The 22941-nt window shown below is 69.0% G+C and carries 16 protein-coding genes; 8 read left to right on the forward strand and 8 right to left on the reverse strand.

Features of this window, described 5'->3' with window-relative positions:
- Nucleotides 1–319: 319 nt before the first annotated feature.
- Both EWM63_RS03245 and EWM63_RS03250 read left to right on the forward strand, forming a co-directional pair.
- Entirely contained in the window at nucleotides 320–1462 is a 1143-nt protein-coding gene (locus EWM63_RS03245) for a sensor histidine kinase (RefSeq protein ID WP_165390742.1), read from the forward strand.
- The gene (locus EWM63_RS03250) at nucleotides 1459–1815 is read left to right on the forward strand and encodes a response regulator (RefSeq protein ID WP_130185257.1); all 357 of its coding nucleotides are present in this window, start codon (nucleotides 1459–1461) and stop codon (nucleotides 1813–1815) included. Before EWM63_RS03245 ends, EWM63_RS03250 begins: the two co-directional genes overlap by 4 nt.
- A gap of 19 nt (nucleotides 1816–1834) precedes the next feature.
- On the opposite strand, the gene EWM63_RS03255 is transcribed toward EWM63_RS03250, so the two are convergent.
- The gene (locus EWM63_RS03255) at nucleotides 1835–2587 is read right to left on the reverse strand and encodes a DUF2243 domain-containing protein (RefSeq protein ID WP_130185258.1); all 753 of its coding nucleotides are present in this window, start codon (nucleotides 2585–2587) and stop codon (nucleotides 1835–1837) included.
- A gap of 188 nt (nucleotides 2588–2775) precedes the next feature.
- On the opposite strand from EWM63_RS03255, the gene EWM63_RS03260 reads away from it, so the two are divergent.
- Genes EWM63_RS03260 through EWM63_RS03285 form a run of 6 tightly spaced genes read left to right on the forward strand, consistent with a single transcriptional unit; the run spans nucleotide 2776 to nucleotide 9962 of the window.
- Entirely contained in the window at nucleotides 2776–3909 is a 1134-nt protein-coding gene (locus tag EWM63_RS03260; protein ID WP_130185259.1) for an SIS domain-containing protein, read from the forward strand.
- Nucleotides 3896–4897, forward strand: a complete 1002-nt coding sequence (locus tag EWM63_RS03265) for an ROK family protein (RefSeq protein WP_130185260.1) — start codon at nucleotides 3896–3898, stop codon at nucleotides 4895–4897. Before EWM63_RS03260 ends, EWM63_RS03265 begins: the two co-directional genes overlap by 14 nt.
- A complete protein-coding gene (locus tag EWM63_RS03270) occupies nucleotides 4894–6246 on the forward strand; it encodes a D-tagatose-bisphosphate aldolase, class II, non-catalytic subunit (protein WP_207221234.1) in 1353 nt (450 codons plus the stop codon). The genes EWM63_RS03265 and EWM63_RS03270 overlap by 4 nt, the downstream gene beginning before the upstream one ends.
- A complete protein-coding gene (locus EWM63_RS03275; RefSeq protein ID WP_130185261.1) occupies nucleotides 6240–7025 on the forward strand; it encodes a DeoR/GlpR family DNA-binding transcription regulator in 786 nt (261 codons plus the stop codon). The genes EWM63_RS03270 and EWM63_RS03275 overlap by 7 nt, the downstream gene beginning before the upstream one ends.
- A gap of 32 nt (nucleotides 7026–7057) precedes the next feature.
- Entirely contained in the window at nucleotides 7058–8212 is a 1155-nt protein-coding gene (locus tag EWM63_RS03280; protein ID WP_130185262.1) for an N-acetylglucosamine-6-phosphate deacetylase, read from the forward strand.
- Complete coding sequence (locus tag EWM63_RS03285) at nucleotides 8193–9962, forward strand: MFS transporter (protein ID WP_130185263.1); 1770 nt, start codon at nucleotides 8193–8195, stop codon at nucleotides 9960–9962. Before EWM63_RS03280 ends, EWM63_RS03285 begins: the two co-directional genes overlap by 20 nt.
- Nucleotides 9963–10041: 79 nt before the next feature.
- Here EWM63_RS03285 and EWM63_RS03290 read toward each other — a convergent pair whose 3' ends face one another.
- The 7 genes from EWM63_RS03290 to uraH form a co-directional block, all read right to left on the reverse strand.
- Nucleotides 10042–11307 (reverse strand): MFS transporter, encoded by a 1266-nt coding sequence (locus tag EWM63_RS03290; RefSeq protein ID WP_130185264.1) that lies wholly within the window; start codon nucleotides 11305–11307, stop codon nucleotides 10042–10044.
- A 67-nt stretch (nucleotides 11308–11374) separates the two neighbouring features.
- A complete protein-coding gene (locus EWM63_RS03295) occupies nucleotides 11375–13783 on the reverse strand; it encodes a TonB-dependent receptor (protein WP_130185265.1) in 2409 nt (802 codons plus the stop codon).
- 431 nt (nucleotides 13784–14214) lie between these two features.
- A complete protein-coding gene (locus tag EWM63_RS03300) occupies nucleotides 14215–15270 on the reverse strand; it encodes a LacI family DNA-binding transcriptional regulator (RefSeq protein ID WP_130185266.1) in 1056 nt (351 codons plus the stop codon).
- Between the two features lie 66 nt (nucleotides 15271–15336).
- A complete protein-coding gene (locus EWM63_RS03305) occupies nucleotides 15337–17814 on the reverse strand; it encodes a polysaccharide lyase 8 family protein (RefSeq protein ID WP_130185267.1) in 2478 nt (825 codons plus the stop codon).
- 13 nt (nucleotides 17815–17827) lie between these two features.
- Nucleotides 17828–19288 carry a glycoside hydrolase family 88/105 protein gene (locus tag EWM63_RS03310; protein ID WP_130185268.1) on the reverse strand — a complete coding sequence of 487 codons (1461 nt, stop codon included), beginning with the start codon at nucleotides 19286–19288 and terminating at the stop codon, nucleotides 17828–17830.
- Nucleotides 19289–19431: 143 nt separating this feature from the next.
- Nucleotides 19432–22371 (reverse strand): polysaccharide lyase family 8 super-sandwich domain-containing protein, encoded by a 2940-nt coding sequence (locus EWM63_RS03315; protein ID WP_165390743.1) that lies wholly within the window; start codon nucleotides 22369–22371, stop codon nucleotides 19432–19434.
- A gap of 134 nt (nucleotides 22372–22505) precedes the next feature.
- On the reverse strand, nucleotides 22506–22931 hold the full coding sequence (gene uraH, locus EWM63_RS03320; RefSeq protein WP_130185270.1) for a hydroxyisourate hydrolase: 426 nt from the start codon (nucleotides 22929–22931) through the stop codon (nucleotides 22506–22508).
- Nucleotides 22932–22941 lie beyond the last annotated feature (10 nt).

Here is a 22941-nt window from a genome sequence, read left to right on the forward strand (position 1 = left end):
ACGGTTGACCAAGAGGAATAACGGAGGAAATCAAACGGGACCGCCAAACGGAAAACCGGATTGGCTAGACGGGAGAGAAAGACCAACAATAACAACGACTTGATTCAGTGCCAGACAAAAGATACAGCACTTTGCGGTGAATACCTAATTATTTCGGATTTATTTTTCATTACTGTGCGTTCTTCCGGCAAGAAATTATTTTCACCGCATAGCTGATATTATCGGACACCCGGTCGAAGCGAATCTTGCAAAGCCGCGGCTCAAATAAGGCAGTATCTTCATGACATCCCCCCGACTCGCCGTTTTCATACGCGACAATATGGAACCGATCCTGCAGGCGTGGGAAGATTTCGCGCGTACCATCGAACCGCCCGCCCTCACCATGACCGACAACGACCTGCGCGACCATGCCCGCCAGATGCTGCTCGTGTTCGCCGACGATCTCGAAACCGAACAGTCCGACGTCGAGTCCGCGGCCAAGTCCATCGGCCACGGCAAGCGCGGCAAGGGCGACACGGCCGCCGAGGTCCACGCCGAGGCCCGCCTGCTGTCCGGCTATACGGTCGTGCAGCTCGTGTCCGAATACCGTGCGTTGCGTGCCAGCGTACTGGCGCTATGGGCCGCCAGGGTGGGTGACTGCTCGGGCACGGTGATGGTCGACATGATGCGGTTCAACGAGGCCGTCGACCAGACGCTTGCCGAGTCGGTCGCCCGCTACCAAAGCCTGGTCAAGCAATCGCAGAACATGTTCCTGGCGATCCTCGGCCACGACTTGCGTAATCCCCTGGGCACGCTGGTCAGCGGCTCGAGCATCATCATGCAGGGGGCCGATGTGCCGCCGAAGTACGTGCTCGTTGCCAAGCGCATGTTCGACGGCGCCAGGCGCATGAGCAGGCTCATTAATGACCTGATCGATTTCACGCGCACCCATCTCGGCCCGGGCATTCCGATCCGGGCCGGCGAGAGCGACCTGACAGCCCTGTGCACCCAGGTGACCAACGAATTGCGCACCGCCCACCCACAGCGCCACATCGACTTGCGCGCGCCGCACCGGCTCGAGGCGGTCTTCGATGAAGGCCGCGTTGCCCAGATGCTGTCGAACCTCATCGGCAATGCGCTGCAGTATGGCAGCAAGGATGCGCCGGTGGCGATCGGCGTCACGGACACCGATCGCGAGATATCGATCGTCATCAACAACCGCGGGCCGGCAATCCCGCCGGACAAGATCGCCAGCATTTTCGATCCCATGGTGCGGATCGCCGCCAGCGCCTGCGATGAAGATGAAGACACGGAACGCACCAGCCTGGGCATCGGCCTGTTCATCTCGCGCGAGATCGCGCTCGCCCATGGCGGGCAGGTCGGCGTGGTCTCGAATGCGGCCGACGGCACCACCTTCACCGTGACGATGCCACGCTGGCCGGGCGGTGCACGGCCGGCGGGCATGATAGTGGGCAATTCGTGACCGCCGGGCCGATCACGGTACTCGTCGTCGATGACGAACGCGAGCTGGCCGACCTGGCCGAGGCGCTGCTGGCGAACCACGGCTTCACGGTGCGGGTGGCCTATTCGGCGGCCGAGGCGTTGCAGGTGCTCGATGGCGGCGGCGCGGTCGACGCGCTGTTCTCGGACATCATGATGCCCGGCAAGACCGGGCTCGAGCTGGCCGACACGGTCGCCCGAAGCCATCCCGGCATGAAGATCGTGCTCACGTCGGGCTACACGTCGCCGGCGCTGCTGGCGGGCATGGACAGCAACTGCCAGTTCGTGGCCAAGCCCTACACGATCGATACGGTGGTACGGCTGCTGCGCAGCTGACGATCCCGGACTTCCCTTGCTACACGCGGCTCCACCCGATGCAGCCGGCCGGCAAGCCGGTACCGCCCACCAGCACGGCGCCGTGCCGGTAGAAGCGCCAGCGCCGCTCCTCCGGCACTGACACGAGCACCACGCCCATCGGCCGATCGGTCCAGACGAGGCGCGCATCGGCGGCGTCGAGCGCGCGGAACACCTGCGCCGGCGTGGTGCCCGGCGCGAACACGACGGCCGTGAACTGCTGGCCGGGCGGTTCCTGCAATGCCCAGCCGCCAGCCACCGTGACGGCGATGGCCAGCGTGCCAATGGTGGCTGTCGGATTGCCCGTGCCCGGCGGGCGCCTGCGCAGCCACGCCCCGAGCGCCAGCGGCACGAGCCCGAACAGCGCGAGCCACAGCAGATCCCAGAACAGCGGATCGGGGCTGTCGACACGAACGCGGTGGATGCGCAGCACCCAGTGCGACAACACCGTGTCGAGCACGTGCCAGATACCGAAGCCCACCAGTAGCGCCGCCGCCAGCGCCGGGATGCCGGGCGCGGCCATGCCACGGCGGCGCGCCCGCCACAGCCCGTAGATACCGAGCAGCGCCAGCACGTACATGAGTGCGTGGAAATAGCCGTCCCACATCACCTGCAGCCGCAAGTCGTCCATGCCGGGCACGAGGCTCAACAAATGGTGCCACTGCAGCACCTGGTGCAGCAGGATCCCGTCGAAGAATCCGCCCAGGGCGATCCCCAGCACGATGGTCCATTTCATCCACGGCGATTTCAGCATCGGGCAACTCCGTTTGGCGATCACAGGGAGTGGCGAGTATAGAAAGCCCCGGCATCGGGCGGCGCACGGTGGCCACGGGACAACACCTTCGCTTTTTCGATCGCAAGTAAATCCGAAAGCCACCGGCCATATTCGATAGGTTAACGTTATCATGTTTTCTATCGAACAACCGATAGGCAAACCCATCAATGACTACGCTCCATCACTTGCCAGCAGCGCGCTGGACCGCCGGCGGCGGCATGCACACCGCAGGGGAAATCGCCCAGCAACCGGACACCTGGCGCCAGGTGCCGGCCTGCCTCGACCGGCTGGCCCCGGGCACGCGCGCCAGCCTGCATGCGCTGCTGGCCGACCCGGCCGCGCTGGTCCTGCTGACGGGCGCCGGCACATCGGCCTACGCGGGCGAACTGGCGGCCGACCATCTCGACGCGACCTGGCCCGCCCAGGTCCGCGCGCTGGCCACCACCACGCTGCTGACCCACCCTGCGGCCTACCTGCCGGCCGGGCGCCCGGTGCTGCTCGTGTCGTTCGCGCGCAGCGGCAACAGCCCGGAAAGCCTTGCGGCCGTGGAGCTGGTGCGCGCGGCAGTGCCCGGCGCGCGTTTCCTCAACATCACCTGCAACGCCGAAGGCCGGCTGGCACGCGACGGCGCAGCCAGCAGCGACACGATGAACCTGCTGCTGCCGCCCGCGAGCTGCGACCAGGGATTCGCCATGACCAGCAGTTTCACGACGATGCTGCTGGCCGCCCTCGCCCTGCTCGGGCCGGAACCGCTGCCGGCGGCGGCGCAGCGGATCGACGCGCTGGCCGCGCTGGCCGGACGCTGGCTGGACAGCCAGGCTGCAACATGGCACGCGCTGGGCCAGTTGCCGCTGCAGCGCATCGTCTACCTGGGTGCTGGCCCGCTCGAAGCACTGGCGCGCGAAGCGGCGTTAAAGGTGCTGGAACTGTCCGGCGGCCGGATCGTCGCGCTGGCCAATACGCCGCTGGGGTTTCGCCATGGCCCGAAGGCGGTACTCGACCGGTCGAGCCTCGTGGTGCTGTTCCACAGCCAGGACCCGCACGCACGCCGCTATGACGAAGACCTGCTGGCCGAACTGCGCCGCGACGGCGTCGCGACGGACGTGGTGGCCGTCGATGGCCATGCGCTCGGCGCGGACAAGTCGGTTCCGGATGCCTGGCTGGCAACCGCCTATGTGATCCTCGCCCAGCTGCTGGCGCTGCACCAGTCGCTGCGCCTCGGGCTGACACCGGACTCGCCATTCCCCGACGGCACGGTCAACCGCGTGGTCCAGGGCGTGACCATCCATGCGCGCGCCTGACCTGCTCTACGGCATCGACCTCGGCGGCACCAAGATCGAACTGGTGGCCTGCGAGGCCGGTCCGCACGCCGGACTGGCCGTGCGCTACCGCCAGCGCGTTCCCACGCCCGCCAATGACCATGACGCCCTGGTCGAAGCACTGGTGGACCTGGTGCGTGGCGCCGACGCGGAGCTGGGCGCCAATGCCGCCACGACCTCCTTGGGCATCGGCGTGCCCGGCATCGTCGATGCGGCCAGCGGCGCCCACCTGTGCGCCAACGTCCCTTGCCTGACGGGCCGGGAACTGCTGCCGGTACTGCGCACACGCCTGGCACGCCCGGTCGCGCTGGGCAACGACTGCCAGTGCTTCGCGCTGTCCGAGGCCCATGGCGGCGTGGCGGACGGCAAGGGCAGCGCATTCGGGCTCATTCTCGGCACCGGCGCCGGCGCAGGCTATGTGATCGATGGCCGGCTCGTGCGCGGCCTGCACGGCGCCGCCGGCGAATGGGGGCACTGGCCGCTGGATCCCGCGCTGCTGCGCCGCTACGGCCTGCCGCTGCTGCCCTGCCCCTGCGGCCGCGCGGCCTGCCTGGAAAGCTATGTGTCCGGCACCGGCCTGCGGCGCCTGCATGCGCACTTCGGCGGCGGTGGCGACAGCGCCGAACGGCTGACCGAACGCCGCGCCGCGGGCGACCCGCTGGCCGGCCGCGTTTTCGATGCCCACCTCGACCTGCTCGGCGCGGCGCTGGCGCACATCGTGCTGGCCTACGACCCGCACGTGATCGTGCTGGGCGGCGGCCTGTCGCGCCTGGAGCACCTGTATGCCGGCCTGCCCGGGGCGATCCGCCCGCACCTGATCCCCGGCCTGGGCGTGCCGCCGATCCTGCCACCCGCTTTCGGCGATGCCGGCGGTGCCCGCGGCGCGGCGCTGCTGGCGCGCCAGGCGTTCAGTTCCCTTGCCGCGACCGCGGCGCACCAGCCTGCTTTTTCCTCTTTTCAGGAGCCATGATGTCCCCCTTGCAAACCATGATCCGCGAACACCACGCCGGCGCGCCGGTCGGCCTGTACAGCGTTTGCTGCAGCAACGAACAGGTGCTGCTGGCGTCCATGTCCGTGGCGCTGGAATACGGTGGCGCAATGCTGGTGGAAGCCACGTCGAACCAGGTCGACCAGTTCGGCGGCTACACGGGCATGACGCCGGCGGACTACATCGCCTATGTGCGCGACCTGGCCGACGGCGCGGGCTTTCCGCGCGATCGCCTGATCCTGGGCGGCGACCATCTCGGCCCGAACACGTGGCAGCACCTGCCGCCCGGCCTGGCGATGGCCAACGCGTGCGACCTGATCGCCGCCTATGTGCTGGCCGGTTTCCACAAGATCCACATCGACTGCAGCATGGCGTGCGCCGGCGATCCGGTGCCGCTGCCCGACGATATCGTCGCCAGCCGCTCGGCCGACCTGGCGCAGGTGGCGGAAGACGCCGCGGCGCGGGCCGGACTGCCGCCGCCCGTCTACGTGATCGGCACCGAGGTGCCCATCCCCGGCGGCGAGGCATCGCTGGCCGACGGCCTGCAGGTGACACGGCCGGAAGCCGCGGCGGCCACGCTGGAAGCGCACACGCGCGCATTCGCCAGCCGCGGCCTACACGCCGCCTGGGAGCGGGTCATTGCGCTGGTGGTGCAGCCGGGCGTCGATTTCGACCACAGCACGGTGCACCATTACGCACCGGCCGACGCGGCCGAGCTGTCGGCTTTCATCGGCAGGCATCCCGGGCTCGTCTACGAGGCCCATTCGACGGATTACCAGACCGAACGCGCGCTCCATGCACTCGTGCGCGACCACTTCGCCATCCTGAAGGTGGGACCGGCCGCGACGAACGCGCTGCGCGAAGCCAGCTTCGCGCTGGCGGCGATCGAGGATGCGCTGGTGCCCGTGGAGCGGCGCTCGCACCTGGCCGACGTGCTGGAGCGCAGCATGCTCGAACAGCCGCGCCACTGGCAGAAGCACTACCGCGGCACGCCGGACGAGCTGCGCATGTTGCGCCGCTACGCGCTGTCCGACCGCAGCCGCTATTACTGGGGCGAGCCGGCAGTGGCACGGGCGCTCGATCGCATGCACGCCAACCTGGCCGGCATGGACCTGCCGCTGCCGCTCGTCAGCCAGCATCTGCCGGAACAGCTGGCGGCGGTGCTCGACGGCACCCTCCCCGCCCGGGCCACCGACCTCGTTCGCCACAAGATCGGCCTCGTGCTGGCACGCTATGCGCGAGCCTGCCATGCCAACACGGCGGGCGCCGCCAGGCCGGCCGGAGTGGCGCAAACCGCTGAACAGGCACCGGCGGCGGAAGCCGTATGCTGAGCCACGAAAGCCGCCGCGAGCAGATCCTGCAGGCGCTGCAGCTGCAGGAACAAGTACACGTCACGCGCCTGGCCCAGCGCTTCGGCGTGTCCGCCGTCACGATCCGCACCGACCTGAAGGCGCTGGCCGGCGCCGGCCTGGTACAGCGCCAGCATGGCGGCGCGTGCGCCACGCAGCGGGCGCCCAAGGAAGCGCCGCTGGCCGAGAAGCGCACGCTGCACCGCCACCGCAAGCAGGACATCGCTGCCTGTGCGGCAGGGCTGGTCGCGCCCGGCGACAAGCTGATCCTCGATGCCGGCAGCACCACGCTGCAGCTTGCGCGGCGGCTGGCGCAGCCCGTGGCCGCGCTGCCGCTGACCGTGTTCACCAACAGCCTGCCGATCGCCAACGCGCTGGCGGCTGTCAACGACGTGGAGCTCCTGCTGTCCGGCGGCACGCTGCGCAAGGCGTCGCAGTCGCTGCTGGGGCCACAGGCGGAAGCAAGCCTGGACGACTACGTGTTCGATAAGCTGTTCCTCGGCGCCGACGGCTGCGATGCCGAATTCGGCCTGTCCACGCACGATGAAACGGACGCGCGGCTGAATGCGCGCATGGTGGCCCATGCGCGCCAGGTCATCCTGCTGGCGGATGCGTCGAAGTTCGGCCGCATCTGCCTGTACCGCATCTGCAGCCTGGCCCGCGTCGACACCGTCATCAGCGATGCCAGCCTGGACCCGGACATGCGCGCGGCACTGTCGCAGCGGGGCGTGCGGATACTGATCGCCGGAGACAGGCCATGACTCAAGCCATGACTCAAGCCATGACACAAGCCATGACACAAGCTGAAAACCGCCCCGCCAGCGTGGGCGGGCGCATCCTCACGCCGCATGGCTGGGTGCGCGGCTACCTGCACGTCGACGCGGGAACGGGAAGCATCGGCCACATCATTGCCGACGACGCGGCGCCGGACGACCGGCTGGTGCTGCCCGGCTTCATCGACCTGCACGTGCATGGCGCCGGCGGCACCGACATCATGGAGGGCGGCGACGCCGCGCGCCGCGTGGCCCGCCTGCATGCGCGCCATGGCACCACCACGTTGCTCGGCACGACGATGACGGCGCCGCCGGAGCAGATCGACCGGGCGCTGCATGGTTTGGCCGCCGCGATCGCCGCGCCGGACCCCGATGCTGCACAGGTGCTGGGCGTGCACCTCGAAGGGCCGTTCCTCAACTGCGCGCGCCTCGGTGCCCAGCCACCGCTGGTGACCACCGGGTCGATCGAGGTGGTGCGCCGCTGGCACGCGATCGCGCCCATCCGGGTGCTGACATTGGCCCCGGAAGTGCCCGGCCACCTGGCGCTGATCCCGCAGCTGGCGGCGCTGGGCATTCGCGTGCAGGCCGGCCACAGCGCCGGCACGTATGCGGACGGCGTCGCGGCGCTGGAAGCGGGCCTGGCCGGCTTCACCCACCTGTTCAATGGCATGTCCGGCATGGACCACCGCGCGCCGGGCATCGCCGCCGCGGCGCTGGCCCACGGCGAGTTCGCTGAGATCATTCCGGACCTGCGGCACGTGCAGCCGGGCGCGCTGCATGCCGCGCTACGCGCGATCCCACGGCTGTACGCCGTCACCGATGCCACCGCCGCCACCGGCATGCCGGACGGCGAATACATGCTGGGCAGCCAGCGCGTGCTGAAATGCGCGGGCTGCGTGCGGCTCGTGCTGGGCGATTCCCTGGCCGGCAGCGCGCTGACGATGGACCAGGCGCTGCGCAACCTGGTTGACATCGGCCTGACGCTTGAGGATGCGTCGCACCGCGTCACGCGCTTCCCCGCCGAATACCTGGGCTTGCAGGACCGTGGCCGTCTCGTGCCGGGCCAGCGCGCCGACCTCGTGGTGCTCGGCACCGATCTCCAGATCCGGCAGGTCGTCATCGCCGGCCATGCCCTCAACCCCGCCGAAGGAAACCATGCCCCTGTCTTCTCCTGAACTGCAGACCCGCCTGCAGACCCGCTATCTGCTGCTCGTCGCCGGCCTTGGCGGCCTGCTGTACGGCATCGACGTCGGCATCATCGCCGGCGCCTTGCCCTGGCTGGAAGCCAGCGCCGTGCAGCTGTGGAAGCTGTCGTCGCAGCAGCTGGGATTCATCGTCGCCGCCGTGCTGCTCGGCTCGGTGCTGTCGTCGCTGGCGGCGGGCGCGCTGGCCGAGAAATGGGGCCGCAAGCCCGTGATGCTGGCCGCCGGACTGCTGTTCAGCCTGAGCATCCCCGTCATCGCGCTGGCCGACGGCTACCTGCCGCTGCTGCTCGGCCGCCTGCTGCAGGGCGTCAGCGGTGGCCTGATCGGTGTGGTCGTGCCGCTGTACCTGGCCGAGAGCCTGCCCGCGGCCGTGCGCGGCCGCGGTACCGCGCTGTTCCAGCTGCTGCTGACCATCGGCCTCGTGCTGGCCGCCGCCATCGGCCTGCTCGTCGCGCACCAGGTGGCGCAAGCCGCGCAGGAAGCACCGGCGGCACTGCAGGCGGTGCAGGATGCCGCGTGGCGGCGCATCTTCTGGCTCAGCCTCGCTCCCGGCATCCTGTTTTCCCTGGGCGTGCTGTGGCTGGCCGAATCGCCCCGCTGGCTGCTGGCGCGCGGGCGCGCATCGGACGCTTTGCTGGCCCTGCGGCGTACCCGCACGGAAGCCGACGCGCATGCCGAACTGGCGGCCATCCGCACCGCCGGAGATGAGGCGGACCATCGGGGCGGCGGCAGCCTGCTGCGGCGCCGCTTCGTGCTGCCCTTCCTGCTCGCCTGCCTGATCCTCGCGTGCAACCAGGCCACCGGCATCAACTCGGTGCTGGCCTATGCCGTCACCATCCTCGACCAGGGCGGCCTGTCCGGCACGATGGGCAACGTGGGCGACGTGGCGCTGAAGGTGCTCAATGCGCTGATGACCGTGGTGGCCGTGATCCTCGTCGACCGCAAGGGTCGCAAGTTCCTGCTGATGCTGGGCTCGGGCGGCATCGTGCTGTCGCTGGTGGCCGCCGCGCTGCTGTTCCGTGGCGCCGAATCCGCCCAGGCCGACATCCGCCCCGTTCTCGCGCAAGGCATGGCGGACAACGCGCTGGCCCTCGACGCACCGGCACTGCGCGCCCTGGCCGGCGGCGGCGACTACCAGCTCGACATCGCCTGGAGCTACGGCCCGCTGACGCAGGTGCGCAGCCTGCGCCCCGGCGAATCGCTGAACATCGCGCCGCCCGCCACCGTGGAAGGCGACAGCGTGATCGGCGCCGCGTTCCGGCGCCTGCACCTGAACCCGTTCCCCGACATGTCGGCCGCGCCGGCTGCGCCGCTACGCATCGAACGCGCCCGCCTCGGACCACGCCCCAGCGCCATGCACGGCTGGCTGGTGCTGGCCTGCCTGCTGGGCTTCATCGCCAGCTTTGCGGTCGGCCCCGGCGTGTGCGTGTGGCTCGCGCTGTCCGAACTGATGCCCAACCGGATCCGCTCGAACGGCATGAGCGTGGCGCTGCTCGTGAACCAGTTCGTCTCCACCGTGCTGGCCGCCATGTTCCTGCCGGTGGTCGGCCTGCACGGCTACGCGCCCATGTTCTTCTTCTGGGCCGGCTGCACCGTCGTGTACTTCCTCGCCGCCGCGTTCCTGCTGCCGGAAACGCGTGGCAAGTCGCTGGAGGAGATCGGCCGGTATTTCGAGGGGCACAAGGGCACCGACGCAAAAGCCCCGCCACTGACTGCCTGACAGCAAAACCGGGGTCAGACCCTGGTTTTCAAGAAATTTCCTCAAAACAGGGGTCTGACCCCTGTTTTGAGGAAACAGCTCAAGGCCGTGGCGGAAGCTCCCGCCGCCACAGGCTCCACCACAGCACCACCCCGCAGCCGGCGGCCAGGGCGCCGGCCGGATACAGCAGCCGGTAGTCCCGGCCCGTCGCGTCCAGCAGCGCTCCCAGGCCCATCGCCGCCGCCACCACGAGTACCGCCGTCACCGAAGCCGACACCGCCGCCAGCTGCGAAAAGCGGGCGCGCGGCAGCACGGCCGGCAGCAGCGAAACGGTCCCGGTAAGAAAACACCCCGCCAGCACACCGTGCGCCACGAGGGCGACGATGAAGCCGGTGCGCCCCGCCACCAGCTGCCACGCGCCCAGCATGCACAAGGCATAGGCGGCCAGCGCCACCGTCCCCACGCGCAGCGGATGGAAGCGGTCGGCGAGCCAGCCCATCGGCCATGCCAGCACGGCGGAAATCGCATACGTCAACGCGATCGCGCGACCGAAATCTCCCGCATCCGCGCCGAACTGCGCGCACGCGTTCAAGGCATTGATGTTGATCGGCAGGACCGCCACCGCGCCGAGCGCCACGGCCGCGAACAGGCGCCACCACTTGCCGTCCGTATCCGCGCGCGGCCACCAGCCGTCAGCCGGCACGGGAACATGCGGCGGCTCGCGCACGCGCCAGCACACGAGCAGCATGCAGCCCAGGTAGGCCATGGCGATCATCGTCAGCAGCGGCTGGAACACGGCGGCGGCTTCGTTGTGGAAGAACAGCGCGAAGAAGCCGGCGCCGGTCACCAGGCTGACGATGCGGAACAGCGCGAAGAAGCGGCCCAGCACCGGCCGCGGCACGGTGTCGTTGATCAGGGCGAGGAACAGTGGATTGCCGACGATCGTGGCGATCTCGAACACGATCCAGCAGAAGGCCAGCGTGGCCAGGCCGGTACTGAACGCCATGCCGAGCATGCCGGCGGTGGCGATGAGGGCGCTGCCGAAAATGAAGGGAATGCGGCGCCCGAAACGGCAACGGGTGCGGTCGCTCCAGGCGCCCACGGGCGGCCCCAGGCCAACGGCGATCAGGGCGGGCATGGCGCCGATGAGGAAGTTGAGCAGCGTGGCATCGCGGCTGAAGTCGAGCAGGCGCATCTTGAACAGTTCCTGCACGGAGCGTTCGCGCAGCGACCAGCCGAGATCCCCCAACAGCAACAGGGCGCACAGCACCAGCAGTGCCGCGCGCCCTGTCCTGGCGCCTGCCACGTCATCCCGCACCGCCGTTTCTCCCCGTCCGTTGTTCGGCCTTGCCCGCAGCCCTGCCATGGCTGCGATCGGCTCTACTATAAGCCAGCCGGGCGGCTGGCCGGGGGAAAGAAGAAAAGCAGTCTGGTCAGAAGGTGAAGTCGGCCCGCACGGCGACGTAGCGCTGGTAATCGCGCGCCGGCGTCCATTGCGTGGTGTTGACCAGCACGGCGCTGTTCGGCGCCCGCGTGCTCCAGGTGCCGTTGCCCCAGTTATTGGCCAGGCCCGTGGCGTACGATTTGTCGAACACGTTGTTGACCAGGAACGTGACCTTGTAGGCATCCTTCTTGTCGCGGATGCCCACGCCCAGGTTGAGGATGCCGTAACCACCCTGCACCGTCATCGGATCCTGGTTGAGGTTGAACTGCGTCCTGCTCTGGAAACGCCAGGCGCCGGTAATGAAGCCGTTGAACGACCGGGTGGTCGGGATGTCGAGCTGGCCGCCCAGGTTGAACTTGAACTTCGGCGCGTTCGGCAAGGTGGCGCCGGCCAGGTCGGCCACGTTCGTGTTGTTGTACCGGGGGTTCGGCGCGCAATTGCCGCCGACCCGGGTGCCGGTACCGGCGTCATTGAGCACGCTGTGGCACGGGCCGTTCTCGAACTCGGTGACGACGGCGCGCGTGTAGGCAAAGGCGCCATTGAGCTGCAGCCGGCTGTTGACACGCCAGCCCAGGTCCGCCTCGAAGCCGCTGGTGCGCAGGCCGCCGATCGAGTGCAGCGTGGTGCGGAACACGCCATCGTTGTCGTAGAAGCCGGCCGACTGCTGGAACCCCGTGAAGCTGGTGCGGAACACGGCCAGGTCGAGCGACATGCGGCCGTCCAGCAAGCCCAGTTTCAGGCCCGCCTCGATGCTGCGCGCATCCTCGCCGGGCACCGGCTGGTTCTTCGCGATCGCGCCGTTGAAGCTCGACGTGAGGTCGTACGCCACGCCCTTGTGCCCCGTCGACCACGTCGTATAGGCCATCGCATTCGGGTTGAAACGGTGTTCCAGCCCGAGGCGGCCGGTAATGTCGGTCTCGCTGTCGTCGCCGGCCAGTCGTTCGGTCACCACGCGCGACGTCGCCGGTGGCGGGTTGTAGCGCGTAAAGGTGTAGCCCGTGTCTTCCTTGTTGAAGCGCACGCCGGCGATCACGCTCGTGGCGGGCGTGAAGTCCCAGGTGGCCTGGCCGAATGCCGCATAGCTGGTGTTGTAGGCGGTGGCGCCGTAATCCGTCACGTACGTCGATACCGGTGCGCGGGTCAGTTCGCGCGCCAGGTCGTTATCGCCGTACCAGAGGCCGGCCACGTACTTGAAGCGGCCCGCGTCGGGAGACGTCAGGCGCAGTTCCGCCGTGCGCGACGTGACATCGAACAGGCCGAACTGGTACAGGCCGCCGTGCAGGCCCGTCACCGCGCCATTCACCGGCAGGTAGCCGAGGATGTCGCCGTCGGTGCCGTCGCCATCCTGGTAGTCGTCCATGTGGTAGTTGGACCACGACGTGATGGCACTCAGCGTATAGCCGGCCAGCGGCCCCGCCTCGTCGAACGCGTAGCTTACCTTCAGGCCCGCGCCCTTGTCCCGGGCCTTGCCGCCCGCCGGGAAGTCGTTGCGCACGCTGACATTGCCGGGGCCGGGCGCGATCCCGGCCAGCAGCGTGGATGCGGGCAGCTGCGCCACGTTCTGGTACAGGCCACCCGGCGTCATGCTGGAAAACGGCTGCACGCAGCAGGCCACCGTGGACTTGCTGGCGCGCGGGCTGAGCGTGACCATCCACTGGTCGTCCGGCCGCCACTCGATCTTGCCGACGAAATTCGTGCTGCGCGAGCCGTTCAGCCGGTCGCCGGTGGCGAGGTTCTTCACCACGCCATCGAACGACGACTTGTTGACGGCGATGCGCGCGCGCACCGTGTCGCTCAACGCGCCGGACACGGAGCCCATCGCGCGCCATTCGCCATCGTCGGACACGTAGGTGGTGGCTTTCGTCTTCCACGCGCTGTCGATCGGTTTCGTCGTGATGTTGACGGCGCCGGCGATCGAGCTCTTGCCCAGCAGCGTGCTTTGCGGTCCCTTCAGGACCTCGACGCGGAACACGTCCGCCAGGTCCTTGAACGCATTCGCCTGCATCGCGAACGGGATGTCGTCGATGACGACGGCCACGTCGGATTCGACGCCGATGCCCAGCGAGTAGGTGCCGATGCCGCGCATGTTGATGCTGAAGTTCCCCGGCTGCGTGGAATACGTGACGGTCAGCGCGGGCGACAGGTTCGGCAGGTCGTTGATGTCGCGGACATTGTTCCGCTGCAGCGTGGCATCGCTCAGCACCGTGATGGCGGCCGGCACGTCCTGCAGGTTCTGCGCACGCTTGTTCGCCGTGACCACCACCTTCTCCACCTTGCCGTCGTCGACCGGCGCTTCCTGGGCCGCCGCGCCATGCGCCAGGACGGACAACGCCAGGGCGACCGCCGCCGCCGCGGGGCGGATTGCCAGGCTGGCTGGCTGCTGCATGTTCTTGCTCACTGCTTTCTCCTCATCGAATGAAACGTTGGGCAACCAGCGCGCGGGTATGTGAACGTTATCACACCAAACCAAAAATGAAACCGCAAGCGGCCGGACACCCGGCGGCGCATGTTGCATTGAACATCAACGCTGTCTGCCGGGCAATTGAGATAACGTTATCAGCATGACCAATCGATGACAAGCGCTTTTATATGCTTTTTACATTTTCGTTCGAAATGGGATAAACGATTACAACACTTTGTTTTTATTCGATAAAGTGAAGAATCGAAAGTGCTTGCGGATCGTGCTGCAGCGTGGCGAAACGAAAGCGCGGTGGCAGGGCCGGATGCCATCACGCCGACGGTCGGCACGCCGCAAGGAGCATGGAGCCAGGAAGAAGCCGGTAGGCGGAAGGTGGTAGGCGGAAGCCGGAAGCGTACCGGAAGAGGTGCTCAGGCCTTGCGCGTGCGCCGCTTGGCAGCGGCGGGCGCGGTGGCGATCGGCGCGGTCGACCCGCGCATCACCATCTCGGCGGGGAATTCCACGCGCTGCCGGGTGCCCGGTTCATGCAGCACGCGGCGCATCAGCTCCTGAACGGTCGCCTGCGCCATCAGCGCCAGCGGGTGCCGCAGCGTGGTAAGGGGCGGCTGCGCGGTGACGGCGCCAGGCACGTCGTCGAAGCCAACCAGCGACACGTCTTCCGGCAGGCGCAGGCCCAGTGCGCGGGCGGCATTCATGCAGCCGAGCGCCATTTCATCGTTGGCCGCGAACACGGCGGTCGGGCGGGGATCGAGCGCGAACAGTGCCTGCCCCGCTTCCAGCCCGGACTTTTCACTGAACGTGCCTTGCGCCACCCACCGTTCGTCGACCGGCAGTCCCGCGTCGGCCATCGCCTGGCGATAGCCCCGCTCGCGTTCCGCGCTTTGCCCCGTCCAGTGCGAGCCGCGGATGAAGGCGATGCGCGCGTGCCCCTGCGCCACGAGGCTGGCCACGGCATCGCGCGCGCCATTGAAGTTATCGCCCAGCACCACGGGCAGCGTGGTCGGGCGCCGGCAGAAGTTCACCAGCACGACCGGGCTGCCACTGGCTTCCAGCGCGGCCAGGTATTCGTCCGTCATGCGCGGCAGCACGTAGATCAGGCCATCCCACAGCCCGTGCAGCAATTGCCCGTGGCGGCGTTGGGCCTGCTCGTCGAGCTGCACGGAGGAGTTGTAGATGAACAGGTCCATCTCGTACTTGCGCACTTCCTCGGTCAGCGCGGAAACAAAGGCGTTGACGACCACCGAGCTGAGGTCGTTGACGACGACGCCCAGCACATTGGTGCGCCCGCCCTTCATCACGCGCGCCAGCGCATTCGGCGCGTAACCCAGCGCGTCGGCGGCGGCCAGCACCTTGTTGCGGGTTTCCTCCGACACGTAGCCATCGCCGGAAATGGCGCGCGACGCCGTCATTACCGCAACGCCCGCCTTTGCCGCCACCTGTACCAGTGTCACCGCCTGCTTCTTCATCGCTATCCCGTTCTGAACGCCGCCTCGTGGGCGAAGTGATAACGATACCTCTTCCAGCGCCGCGCTTCAAGGACGGGGCGTGAGAGCGTGCGCCGCCGGCAGTGAAAACACGGCGGCGTGACTCTTGCCGGCCGCTTTCGCGGTGTCGATGCGCAGGCGCAGCCGCGGCGCCGTGGCCAGCACGGTGATGGCGGGGTCGGCGGACAAGACGGCCGCCACCGGCCGCGCCACCGACAGTTCCAGGCTGTCCAGCCCTTGCGTGGGCTCGGCAATCGACAAGTGCAACTGGCCACCCTCCTCGGCCAGCACCACGGCCGCCGGACCGGATGCCGTGACATAGGCGCGCCCCGCGCGCGGCGCGCTGCCGGCTCGCCACAGGTTGGCGGCATACACGTTCGCGGCCAGGTCCAGCACGGCGGCAGCGGTGGCGTCGTTCGCCTCGATACGCAGCCCGGGTTCCCGCGCGGCCTGCCCGGTGGCGGCGACGCTGGCGTTGGGCAGCAGCACGTAGGCATAGTCACTCCTGGCGCCATGCGGCAGTGCCAAAGACTGGAATGTCGCGCTCAGTTCTTCCGTGCTGCCCTGGTCGTTCAGCGCACGCCACGCGCCGCGGCGTTCCCCGCGCCCGGCCACCACGTCGGCACCGTGCGGAAACACATAGCCGATGCTGCTGCCGGCCCGGTCGTCCCGCAGATGGGCCCAGCGTGCACCGCGCACGCTGCCGTTGGCCCGCGGGGCACCATCGATGACGAAGCGCGCGGCGGGATCGGCCAGCCGGCGGTTCTCCACGATGGTCTCGGCCGGCCCTGCGCCGCCACCGATGCCGGCGCCCATGGCCAGGATGCGCTCGCCCAGCAGGAACCACGATTTCCTGCCGTGCAGCGTGGACCCCGTAACGCCTTCCAGCGAGAACGCCATGCCCAGCGCCGCGTGCCGGCCCAGCGTGGCGCCGCCCACCCAGCGCTCCTTGTTCGGGTACATCTTCCAGTCGACCGGCCAGCCGCTGCCGCTGCGGTCCGTCGTGGTGCCCGGCAGGCGCCGGATGTCGACGGTGGGCCAGAACGCGCCGCCGAACTGCGCCTGGTCCGCCGTGTACAGGGCCAGCATGCCCATGCCGGTCCACCACCCCAGCAGGTTTTCGCCGTTGCCCGATTCAAAGGCCGACATGCGTGGCGACGTCATGCTCACCACGGCCGCGAAGCCGGTGCCGCGCAGGATCGCCCGGTCCATCGAGGCATACAGCCGCGCACCCGGCGGTTCCGGCGCCGCCGGAATGGCCGGGTCGGCGGCGATCGCCTTCAGCAGCCCCAGTTCGTACAGCGACAGGGCCGAGATGCCCATGCCGCCCGGCGCCGCCAGGTAAGCGGCGCCGAACGTGCGGTCGCGCGCCATCCATCCCTTGATCGCGGCACGCAGCGCGGTCGCATCGGCGGCCGGCGCCGATGCCGCCAGTGTGGCGAGGCTGGCGATCATGCCGCGCCCCACCGAGTGCTCGGTCTGCGTGGGCGTGGCGATCTTGCGGCCGCGCAGCGCGTCGGGCATGCCGCCGTCGATGAACCACGGCGCATAACTGTCGCGTGCCCACCGGACGATGCGCGCGAGGCGCGCCTCGCCGATCGGCCAGGCGGAGCCGGACAGCAGGTGCACGAGCCGGGCGAAATCGGCCAGCGCCACGGCGCCGTAGCTGCCCGTGTACGGCACCCAGCCATGCTGCACGAAGGAGCCGTCGCGATAGAAGCCGTCGCCCGTCTCCACGCAGTCGAGCGCCGGGCCGATGGCATCGCGGCCCAGCGCGACGCGGTCTTCGTCGCGGGCCAGCATGCCGGCAAGGATCGCGGCCAGCGACTTGTCCAGCAGGTTGGCGCCCGTCTCGGCGTTGTGCCGGTCGATGGTGCCATCGTTGCGGGTGCGGTAGCGCGGGTCCGGCACATGCCAGTTCACGGCCGCCACGGCACGCTCGCGCAGGGGCCGCGGCACTTCCGCATGCATCAGCGTGACGATGTCGAGCAGGCGCAGCGGCGTGCCGATCTGCCAGTCCCACCAGTTGCCGAAGGCCGGCTTGCCCCGCCGGTAATGATGTTCCAGCAGCCACCCGGTGCCGGCCAGGACGGCATCGCGCAACGCGACATCGCCATGCGACGGCGCGCCCGGTGCCGCATACGCCAGCGCCATCTGCTGCAGGCGGGCGGCGTTCGCGGTCACCGCCGCCGAGGCCAGCAAGCGTTTCGGGTCATCGAAGCCGGCGATGTCGTCCCACAGCCTGGTCGCATCCGGCGCCGCGTGCATGCCGGCCAGCCAGCCCTGCGCAGCGCGCGAGCGGGCGTGCAGCTGGGCCGCCACGTCCGGATCGGCACGATCCAGCGTCGCGGCGCCGGTCAGGTGCAATTGCCAGCGTGCGTGCAGCGTGTCGAAACGGTCGGCAGTGCCGGCGGCCGCCGGTGCTGCCAGACCGGGCACGGGCGCCGCCACGAATGCGGCAACGAAGGCGACACGCATGGCGGCGACTAAGGCGACGCGCATGGCGGCACGGCGGAAGGGACTCATGCCGCCACCCCGGTCACTGCGCGACCGCTACCTGCACCGCGCCGGCGGGACGCGCCCCCTGCGACGCCCGCGCATCGGCCAGCGACGCCGGCACCGCGGGCAGCGCCTGGCGCGGGAACAGCAGGTAGCGGCGTGTTTCGCCCGGCGCCAGGTCGGCCTGGAACCGTACGCCGTCGCCCCCCGCTTGCGATGGCAGCACGCGCGAGGTGATCGCATCCATCACCACCATGTCGGTGCCCGGGGCCGCAACCAATTCTTCGAGCCGGTAGGCCGCGCCGCCATTGGTCACGGTGACGATGCGCGGCGCGGCCGCTTCCACGAGGCCCATCCGGTACATCTCGCTGCCGGCCATCAGCAGCGCGCCCACCGCGAACACGTCCGTCGAGCGGGGATCGAAGCGCTTCGGGTCGGCGCCGATCGGCTGCACGTGCGTCAGCCTGCCCTCGGCCGTCACGTGCGACGACAATGCCTGCCACGCGCGCTTCACGGCCGGGCCGTAGGTCTCTTTCGGCAGCAGGCCCTGGTTGACGCCCCAGGCCAGCCCATACGTGTACAGCCCGGTGCCGCTGGTTTCCCTGCCCGGGTAGCTGGCCGGGTCCAGCAGGCTGGCGCGCCACAGGCCGTCGGCCTGCTGCAGTTGCAGCAGGCGCGCCGCCATCTCGCGGTACTGCTGCTCGAACCGGGCGCGCGACGGGTGGTTGGCCGGCACGTACTGCAGCATGCGCGCCAGGCCCGCCAGCACCCAGCCGTTGCCACGGCCCCAGAACACCTTCTTGCCGTTGGCCTCGCGCTGGCTGAAGTAGCGGCTGTCGCGGAAGAACAGGTGCTCGGTCTTGTCGTACAGGTAGTCCGACGTGCGCCACCAGCGCTCGATCGCGAACTCCAGGTAGCGCGGATCGCCGGTGACGGACGACAGCCGCGCCCATGCCGGCGGCCCCATGAACAGCGAATCGCACCACGACCAGCGCATCAGCACGCCGGGAACGAGGAAGTCCAGCGTGCCGTCGCGCGGTTCGGCGAGGATGCCGTCGAACTGGGCGCGCATCGGCGCGATCATCGCCGGGTCGCGCAGTTGCTGGTACAGCTCGGCATAGGTCTGGCCGACGGCCTGGTCGTCCGCGTGGTACAGGCTGGGGCCGAGCCGCCAGCGGTTCTTGCGCGCCATCGCCAGCATCGCATCGCGGTAGGCCGCCTTGCCGGAAACGCCGGCCAGGGCCATGAAGCCGGCGTCGCCCACCGCTTCGGTCCAGTCGTCGGCCGGGTAGTCGGTGGGATGGGCCAGTTGCCAGTCCGCCGCCTTTTCCATCAGGGCCAGCGTGGCCGCGGCAGCGGGCGCCGGCATGGCGGCGGCGGCCAGCACCGGGACGGACGCGGTGGCTGGCGCCGCCGACACAGCCGCCGGCACAGCGACACAGGTCACGGCAACGGCGCACAGCACGGCCAGTGGCGTCAATTGGAAAGGCTTGCAATGCACGGCATTCTCCTCGGTGTCAGATCGATGAGATAACGATATCACATCCAATTTCACATGACGAAGTCTTTCGATCGCCGCTTTCGGTTCCGTGCGGAAGGCACGACCCGAAAGCGAAAGCGGCCGCGGTGCATGACCGCCCGACGTCATTCGGCATCGACGATGAGCACGGGCCGCAGGCCGGCATTGGCGTTCTCCCGCGCCGCGTAGTCGACCGAGCCCGCGCTGCCGTAATTGGCCGCCGCTTCCACTTCCAGTGCCAGCACGCCACTGCCGGCGAAGACGGCCGCAGCCGCCGCCGTCACGTCCACTTCCACGGCCGTGCCGGCGGTGGGCACGGTCCAGCTGCCCAGCAGGCTGCCATGGGCGGGCAGGCCATTCCACGTGATGCCGGTCTCGGTCCAGCCGTCGCCGGCCAGCCGGTACAGGCGATGCACGATGCCGGACGCGGTGCCGACCGACGTGGGCGTGAGCCGCAGCCTTGCGCTGCCGATCGTGCCGGAGAGCGAGGACAGGTCGAACTTCAGCACGCTCCTGCGCCGGTAGCCCGCGGCATCTTCCTTCACGGTGAGCATGGCGGCCGTGCCGTAGTTGGTGGCGGCATAGGCACCATCGCGAACGAAGGCATCGGCCGACGGGGACAAAGCCACGGTCGTGTCGAGCGTGAATCGGGCATGGTAGGAAGCGCCGGCCGAACCATTGACCGCCACCGCCATCCGGATCGTGGGTGTCGTCTGCGTGACCGTGATGGCCGGGTCGGCGCTGACCACGGCTTGTGCGGCGCGGTTCAGTTCCAGGTTGATCGTGCCCGTATTGGCCTGGGTGGGATCGGCCACCGCCAGCCACAGGTCGGTGCCCTGCTGCTGCACCGTGACCACGGCGCGCCGGTCGCTGGTGAGCCAGGGCTGGCCGCCGGCGCTGACGGTCTTCGCGGTATCGGCCCAGAAGATGGCGCCGGTGAGCCCCTGCTCGCTGTCGCGCACGGCGATCGCCGACGTGGAACGCTCGAGCACCGTGACGGGATTGGCCGCGGCGAAGGCGGCCGCCTGCTGCGGCGTGCGGTTGGGCAGCACGATGTACGTGTACGCGGCGCCCGCCGGATTGACGCCATGGTCCAGCGCCTGGCTCAGGTAGCTGGCGCTGACGCTGTCCGTGCTGCCGGCCTTGTTGACGGTGCGCCAGCTGCCCGTGCGGGTTTCCCGCAGGCCCGCCAGCACGGGCCGGTCAGGGAACACCCAGGCGATGTCCGCCGCGGCGGCGTTGCCTTCCAAGTGCGCCCACCCTGCCCCGCTCACCGCCTCGCTCCAGCCGGGCGATGGGGGCCTTGCGCCGCCATCGATGGTCAGCGCGTTGTCGCCGGCGGCGTTCAGCGCACGGTTGTCGACGATCGTTTCCACGCGTGCTCCGCCCGTGCTGGCGATGCCGGTGCCCACAGCGACCACGCGGTCGCCGAACAGGAACCACGCCTTCTTGCCGGCCAGGGTCGTGCCGGTGACGTTCAGCGTCGCAAAATCCATGGCCACGGTGGCGAACCGCTCGTCCAGTTCGGCGCCGCCGACGGTGTTCTTCGTGTTGCCATAGAATTTCCACGCCACCGGTTCGCCGCTGCCGCTGCGATCGGTGGTGGTACCGGCCAGGCGCCCCATGTCGACGGTGGCCCAGTAGTTGCCGCCATATTGCAGAAGGTCGCCGTTGTAGAGGTAGGTCATGCCCATGCCGGTCCACCAGCCCCGGTAGTTTTCGCCGTTGCCGTATTCGAACGCCGACATCCGCTTCGATGAAAACAGCGACACGGCATAGGCATGGCCGTCGCGCCGCTGCACGGCGCGGTCGGTGGCCGGCAGGTAGCGGGCCTGCTCTGGTTCGGGCGCGGCAGCGATGCCGTCATCGGCAAGGATGCCCTTCAGCAGTGCGATGTCGAAGGCGCTTACCCCCTGGGTAATTCCGGGGGTCCTCGTGGGAACCGGCGTGAAATAGCTGGCGCCAAAACTGGTGTCGCGCCGGACCTGGCCCTTGAGCATGGCCTTCAGCGTGCCGGCCTGCGGCTCCGGCAGCACCTGCGCCAGCTCCGCCATCGCGGCAATGGCGCCGCGCCCCGCCACGTGGTCGGGCGTGTACTGGCGGGCGATCGAACGGCCGCGGTTGTTGTCCATCATCGCGCCGTCGTACAGATAGAGCCGGAAGGCCCGCATGGCCCAGTCGTACGGCGCCAGGTAGTTCGGGTCCGTGACGGTCCAGCTGGAGCCGTTCAGCAGGTAGTACAGCCGCGCGATGTTCGTGACCAGCACCGTGCCGTAGGCGCCCACGTAGGGTTCGTGCGTGTGCTGGACGAACGAGCCGTCCGCATGGAAACCGTCGCCGGACGTGACGTAGGCGAGCGCCTGGCCGATGGCGTCGCGCCCGGCGGCGATCTTCGCCGACGACTTGCCGAGAATGCCGCGCAGGACGGCGACGAATGCCTTGTCGAGCCGGTTCGCGCCCGTTTCGACAGTGGCCGACAGTGTGCCGTCCAGGTTGGTGCGTCGCGTGGGATCGGGCATGTGGTAGTCGATCGCCGCCATGTAGCTGGCCACCTGCGCCGGTGTCAACGCGGTGTAGAGGGTGGCGGTCGCCGCGTTGAGCGCTGCCGGCGCGCCGATCTGCCAGTCCCACCAGTTGTCATGCCGGGTGCCACTGGCGGTGTAGGCATGGGTGACCATCCAGTCCAGGCCAGCCACCACGGCCGCGAGGACGGCTGGATCGCCCTGCAGCGGCGAACCGGTGGTGCCGTACGCCGCCGCCAGCGCATTGAGGCGCGTGAAACTGGCGGTGACGTTCGCCGACACCGTGCCCAGCGGCAGGTCGGGCCACAGCGCCGTGCGCCCCGTCCCCCGGTCCATCGCCGACCAGTACTGCTGCGCGGCGGCGTTGCCCGCACTGCCCTGCGCCAGCAGGTCGGGATCGTTGGCCGGCAGCGCCGGGGCGCTGGCCGCGCGATTCCGCCACTTCAGCCGCAAATCGTCGAATTCGTCGGCCCGCGCGTGCGGGGCCAGCAGGACTGCGGCCAGCAGCAACGCCGCCCGCAAGGCATGGTGTGCCTCGTTCATTGACATTCTCCCGGTGGTGTAACGTGATCGGATCGGATGCCGGCATCGGTGCCGGCCAACCCCGATGTGAGATAACGTTATCACCTGCAATGACGGCTCGATAGGCCAGCATTGCAACAACCGGGCCGCGCCTTTCAGTTGCCTCGGTAGGTCGAATAACCGAAAGGACTGAGCAGCAGCGGCACGTGGTAGTGCTGGGCGCTGCCGCCGACCTTGAATTCCACCGGAATGCGCGGGAAGAACGTGTCCTGCTTCAGCCGGGCGTAATGTTCGCCCGTCTCGAACACGATGCGGTAGTCGCCGGCGGCCATCGCCTTGTCTTCCGGGTACAGCGCGGCGATGCGGCCCTGTGCATTGGTGACGCCGGCAGCGAGCGCGCGCCACCCTTCCCCGGCGCGCTGCTCCAGCGTCACGCGCACGCCGGCCGTGGGCTGGCCGCTCTGCAGGTCGAGCACGTGGACGCTGAGCGGGTTCGGCGCGGCCGCGGCAAACGTCGTGGCGCCGGCCAGAGCGCAGGCAAGAAGGATCTGTTTAAGCTGGTGGATTCTGGTTTGAGACATGGATGTTCTC

The organism is Pseudoduganella lutea, from assembly GCF_004209755.1.
Classification (GTDB): Bacteria; Pseudomonadota; Gammaproteobacteria; order Burkholderiales; family Burkholderiaceae_D; genus Rugamonas; species Rugamonas lutea.

Excerpts from the sequence above, each read along its gene's own strand:
- EWM63_RS03245 (WP_165390742.1), top strand. The coding sequence starts at position 320 with ATGGAACCGATCCTGCAGGCGTGGGAAGATTTCGCGCGTACCATCGAA.
- EWM63_RS03255 (WP_130185258.1), bottom strand. The coding sequence starts at position 2,587 with ATGCTGAAATCGCCGTGGATGAAATGGACCATCGTGCTGGGGATCGCC.
- EWM63_RS03260 (WP_130185259.1), top strand. The coding sequence starts at position 2,776 with ATGACTACGCTCCATCACTTGCCAGCAGCGCGCTGGACCGCCGGCGGC.
- EWM63_RS03265 (WP_130185260.1), top strand. The coding sequence starts at position 3,896 with ATGCGCGCGCCTGACCTGCTCTACGGCATCGACCTCGGCGGCACCAAG.
- EWM63_RS03270 (WP_207221234.1), top strand. The coding sequence starts at position 4,894 with ATGATGTCCCCCTTGCAAACCATGATCCGCGAACACCACGCCGGCGCG.
- EWM63_RS03275 (WP_130185261.1), top strand. The coding sequence starts at position 6,240 with ATGCTGAGCCACGAAAGCCGCCGCGAGCAGATCCTGCAGGCGCTGCAG.
- EWM63_RS03280 (WP_130185262.1), top strand. The coding sequence starts at position 7,058 with ATGACACAAGCTGAAAACCGCCCCGCCAGCGTGGGCGGGCGCATCCTC.
- EWM63_RS03285 (WP_130185263.1), top strand. The coding sequence starts at position 8,193 with ATGCCCCTGTCTTCTCCTGAACTGCAGACCCGCCTGCAGACCCGCTAT.
- EWM63_RS03290 (WP_130185264.1), bottom strand. The coding sequence starts at position 11,307 with ATGGCAGGGCTGCGGGCAAGGCCGAACAACGGACGGGGAGAAACGGCG.
- EWM63_RS03300 (WP_130185266.1), bottom strand. The coding sequence starts at position 15,270 with ATGAAGAAGCAGGCGGTGACACTGGTACAGGTGGCGGCAAAGGCGGGC.
- EWM63_RS03305 (WP_130185267.1), bottom strand. The coding sequence starts at position 17,814 with ATGAGTCCCTTCCGCCGTGCCGCCATGCGCGTCGCCTTAGTCGCCGCC.
- EWM63_RS03315 (WP_165390743.1), bottom strand. The coding sequence starts at position 22,371 with ATGAACGAGGCACACCATGCCTTGCGGGCGGCGTTGCTGCTGGCCGCA.
- uraH (WP_130185270.1), bottom strand. The coding sequence starts at position 22,931 with ATGTCTCAAACCAGAATCCACCAGCTTAAACAGATCCTTCTTGCCTGC.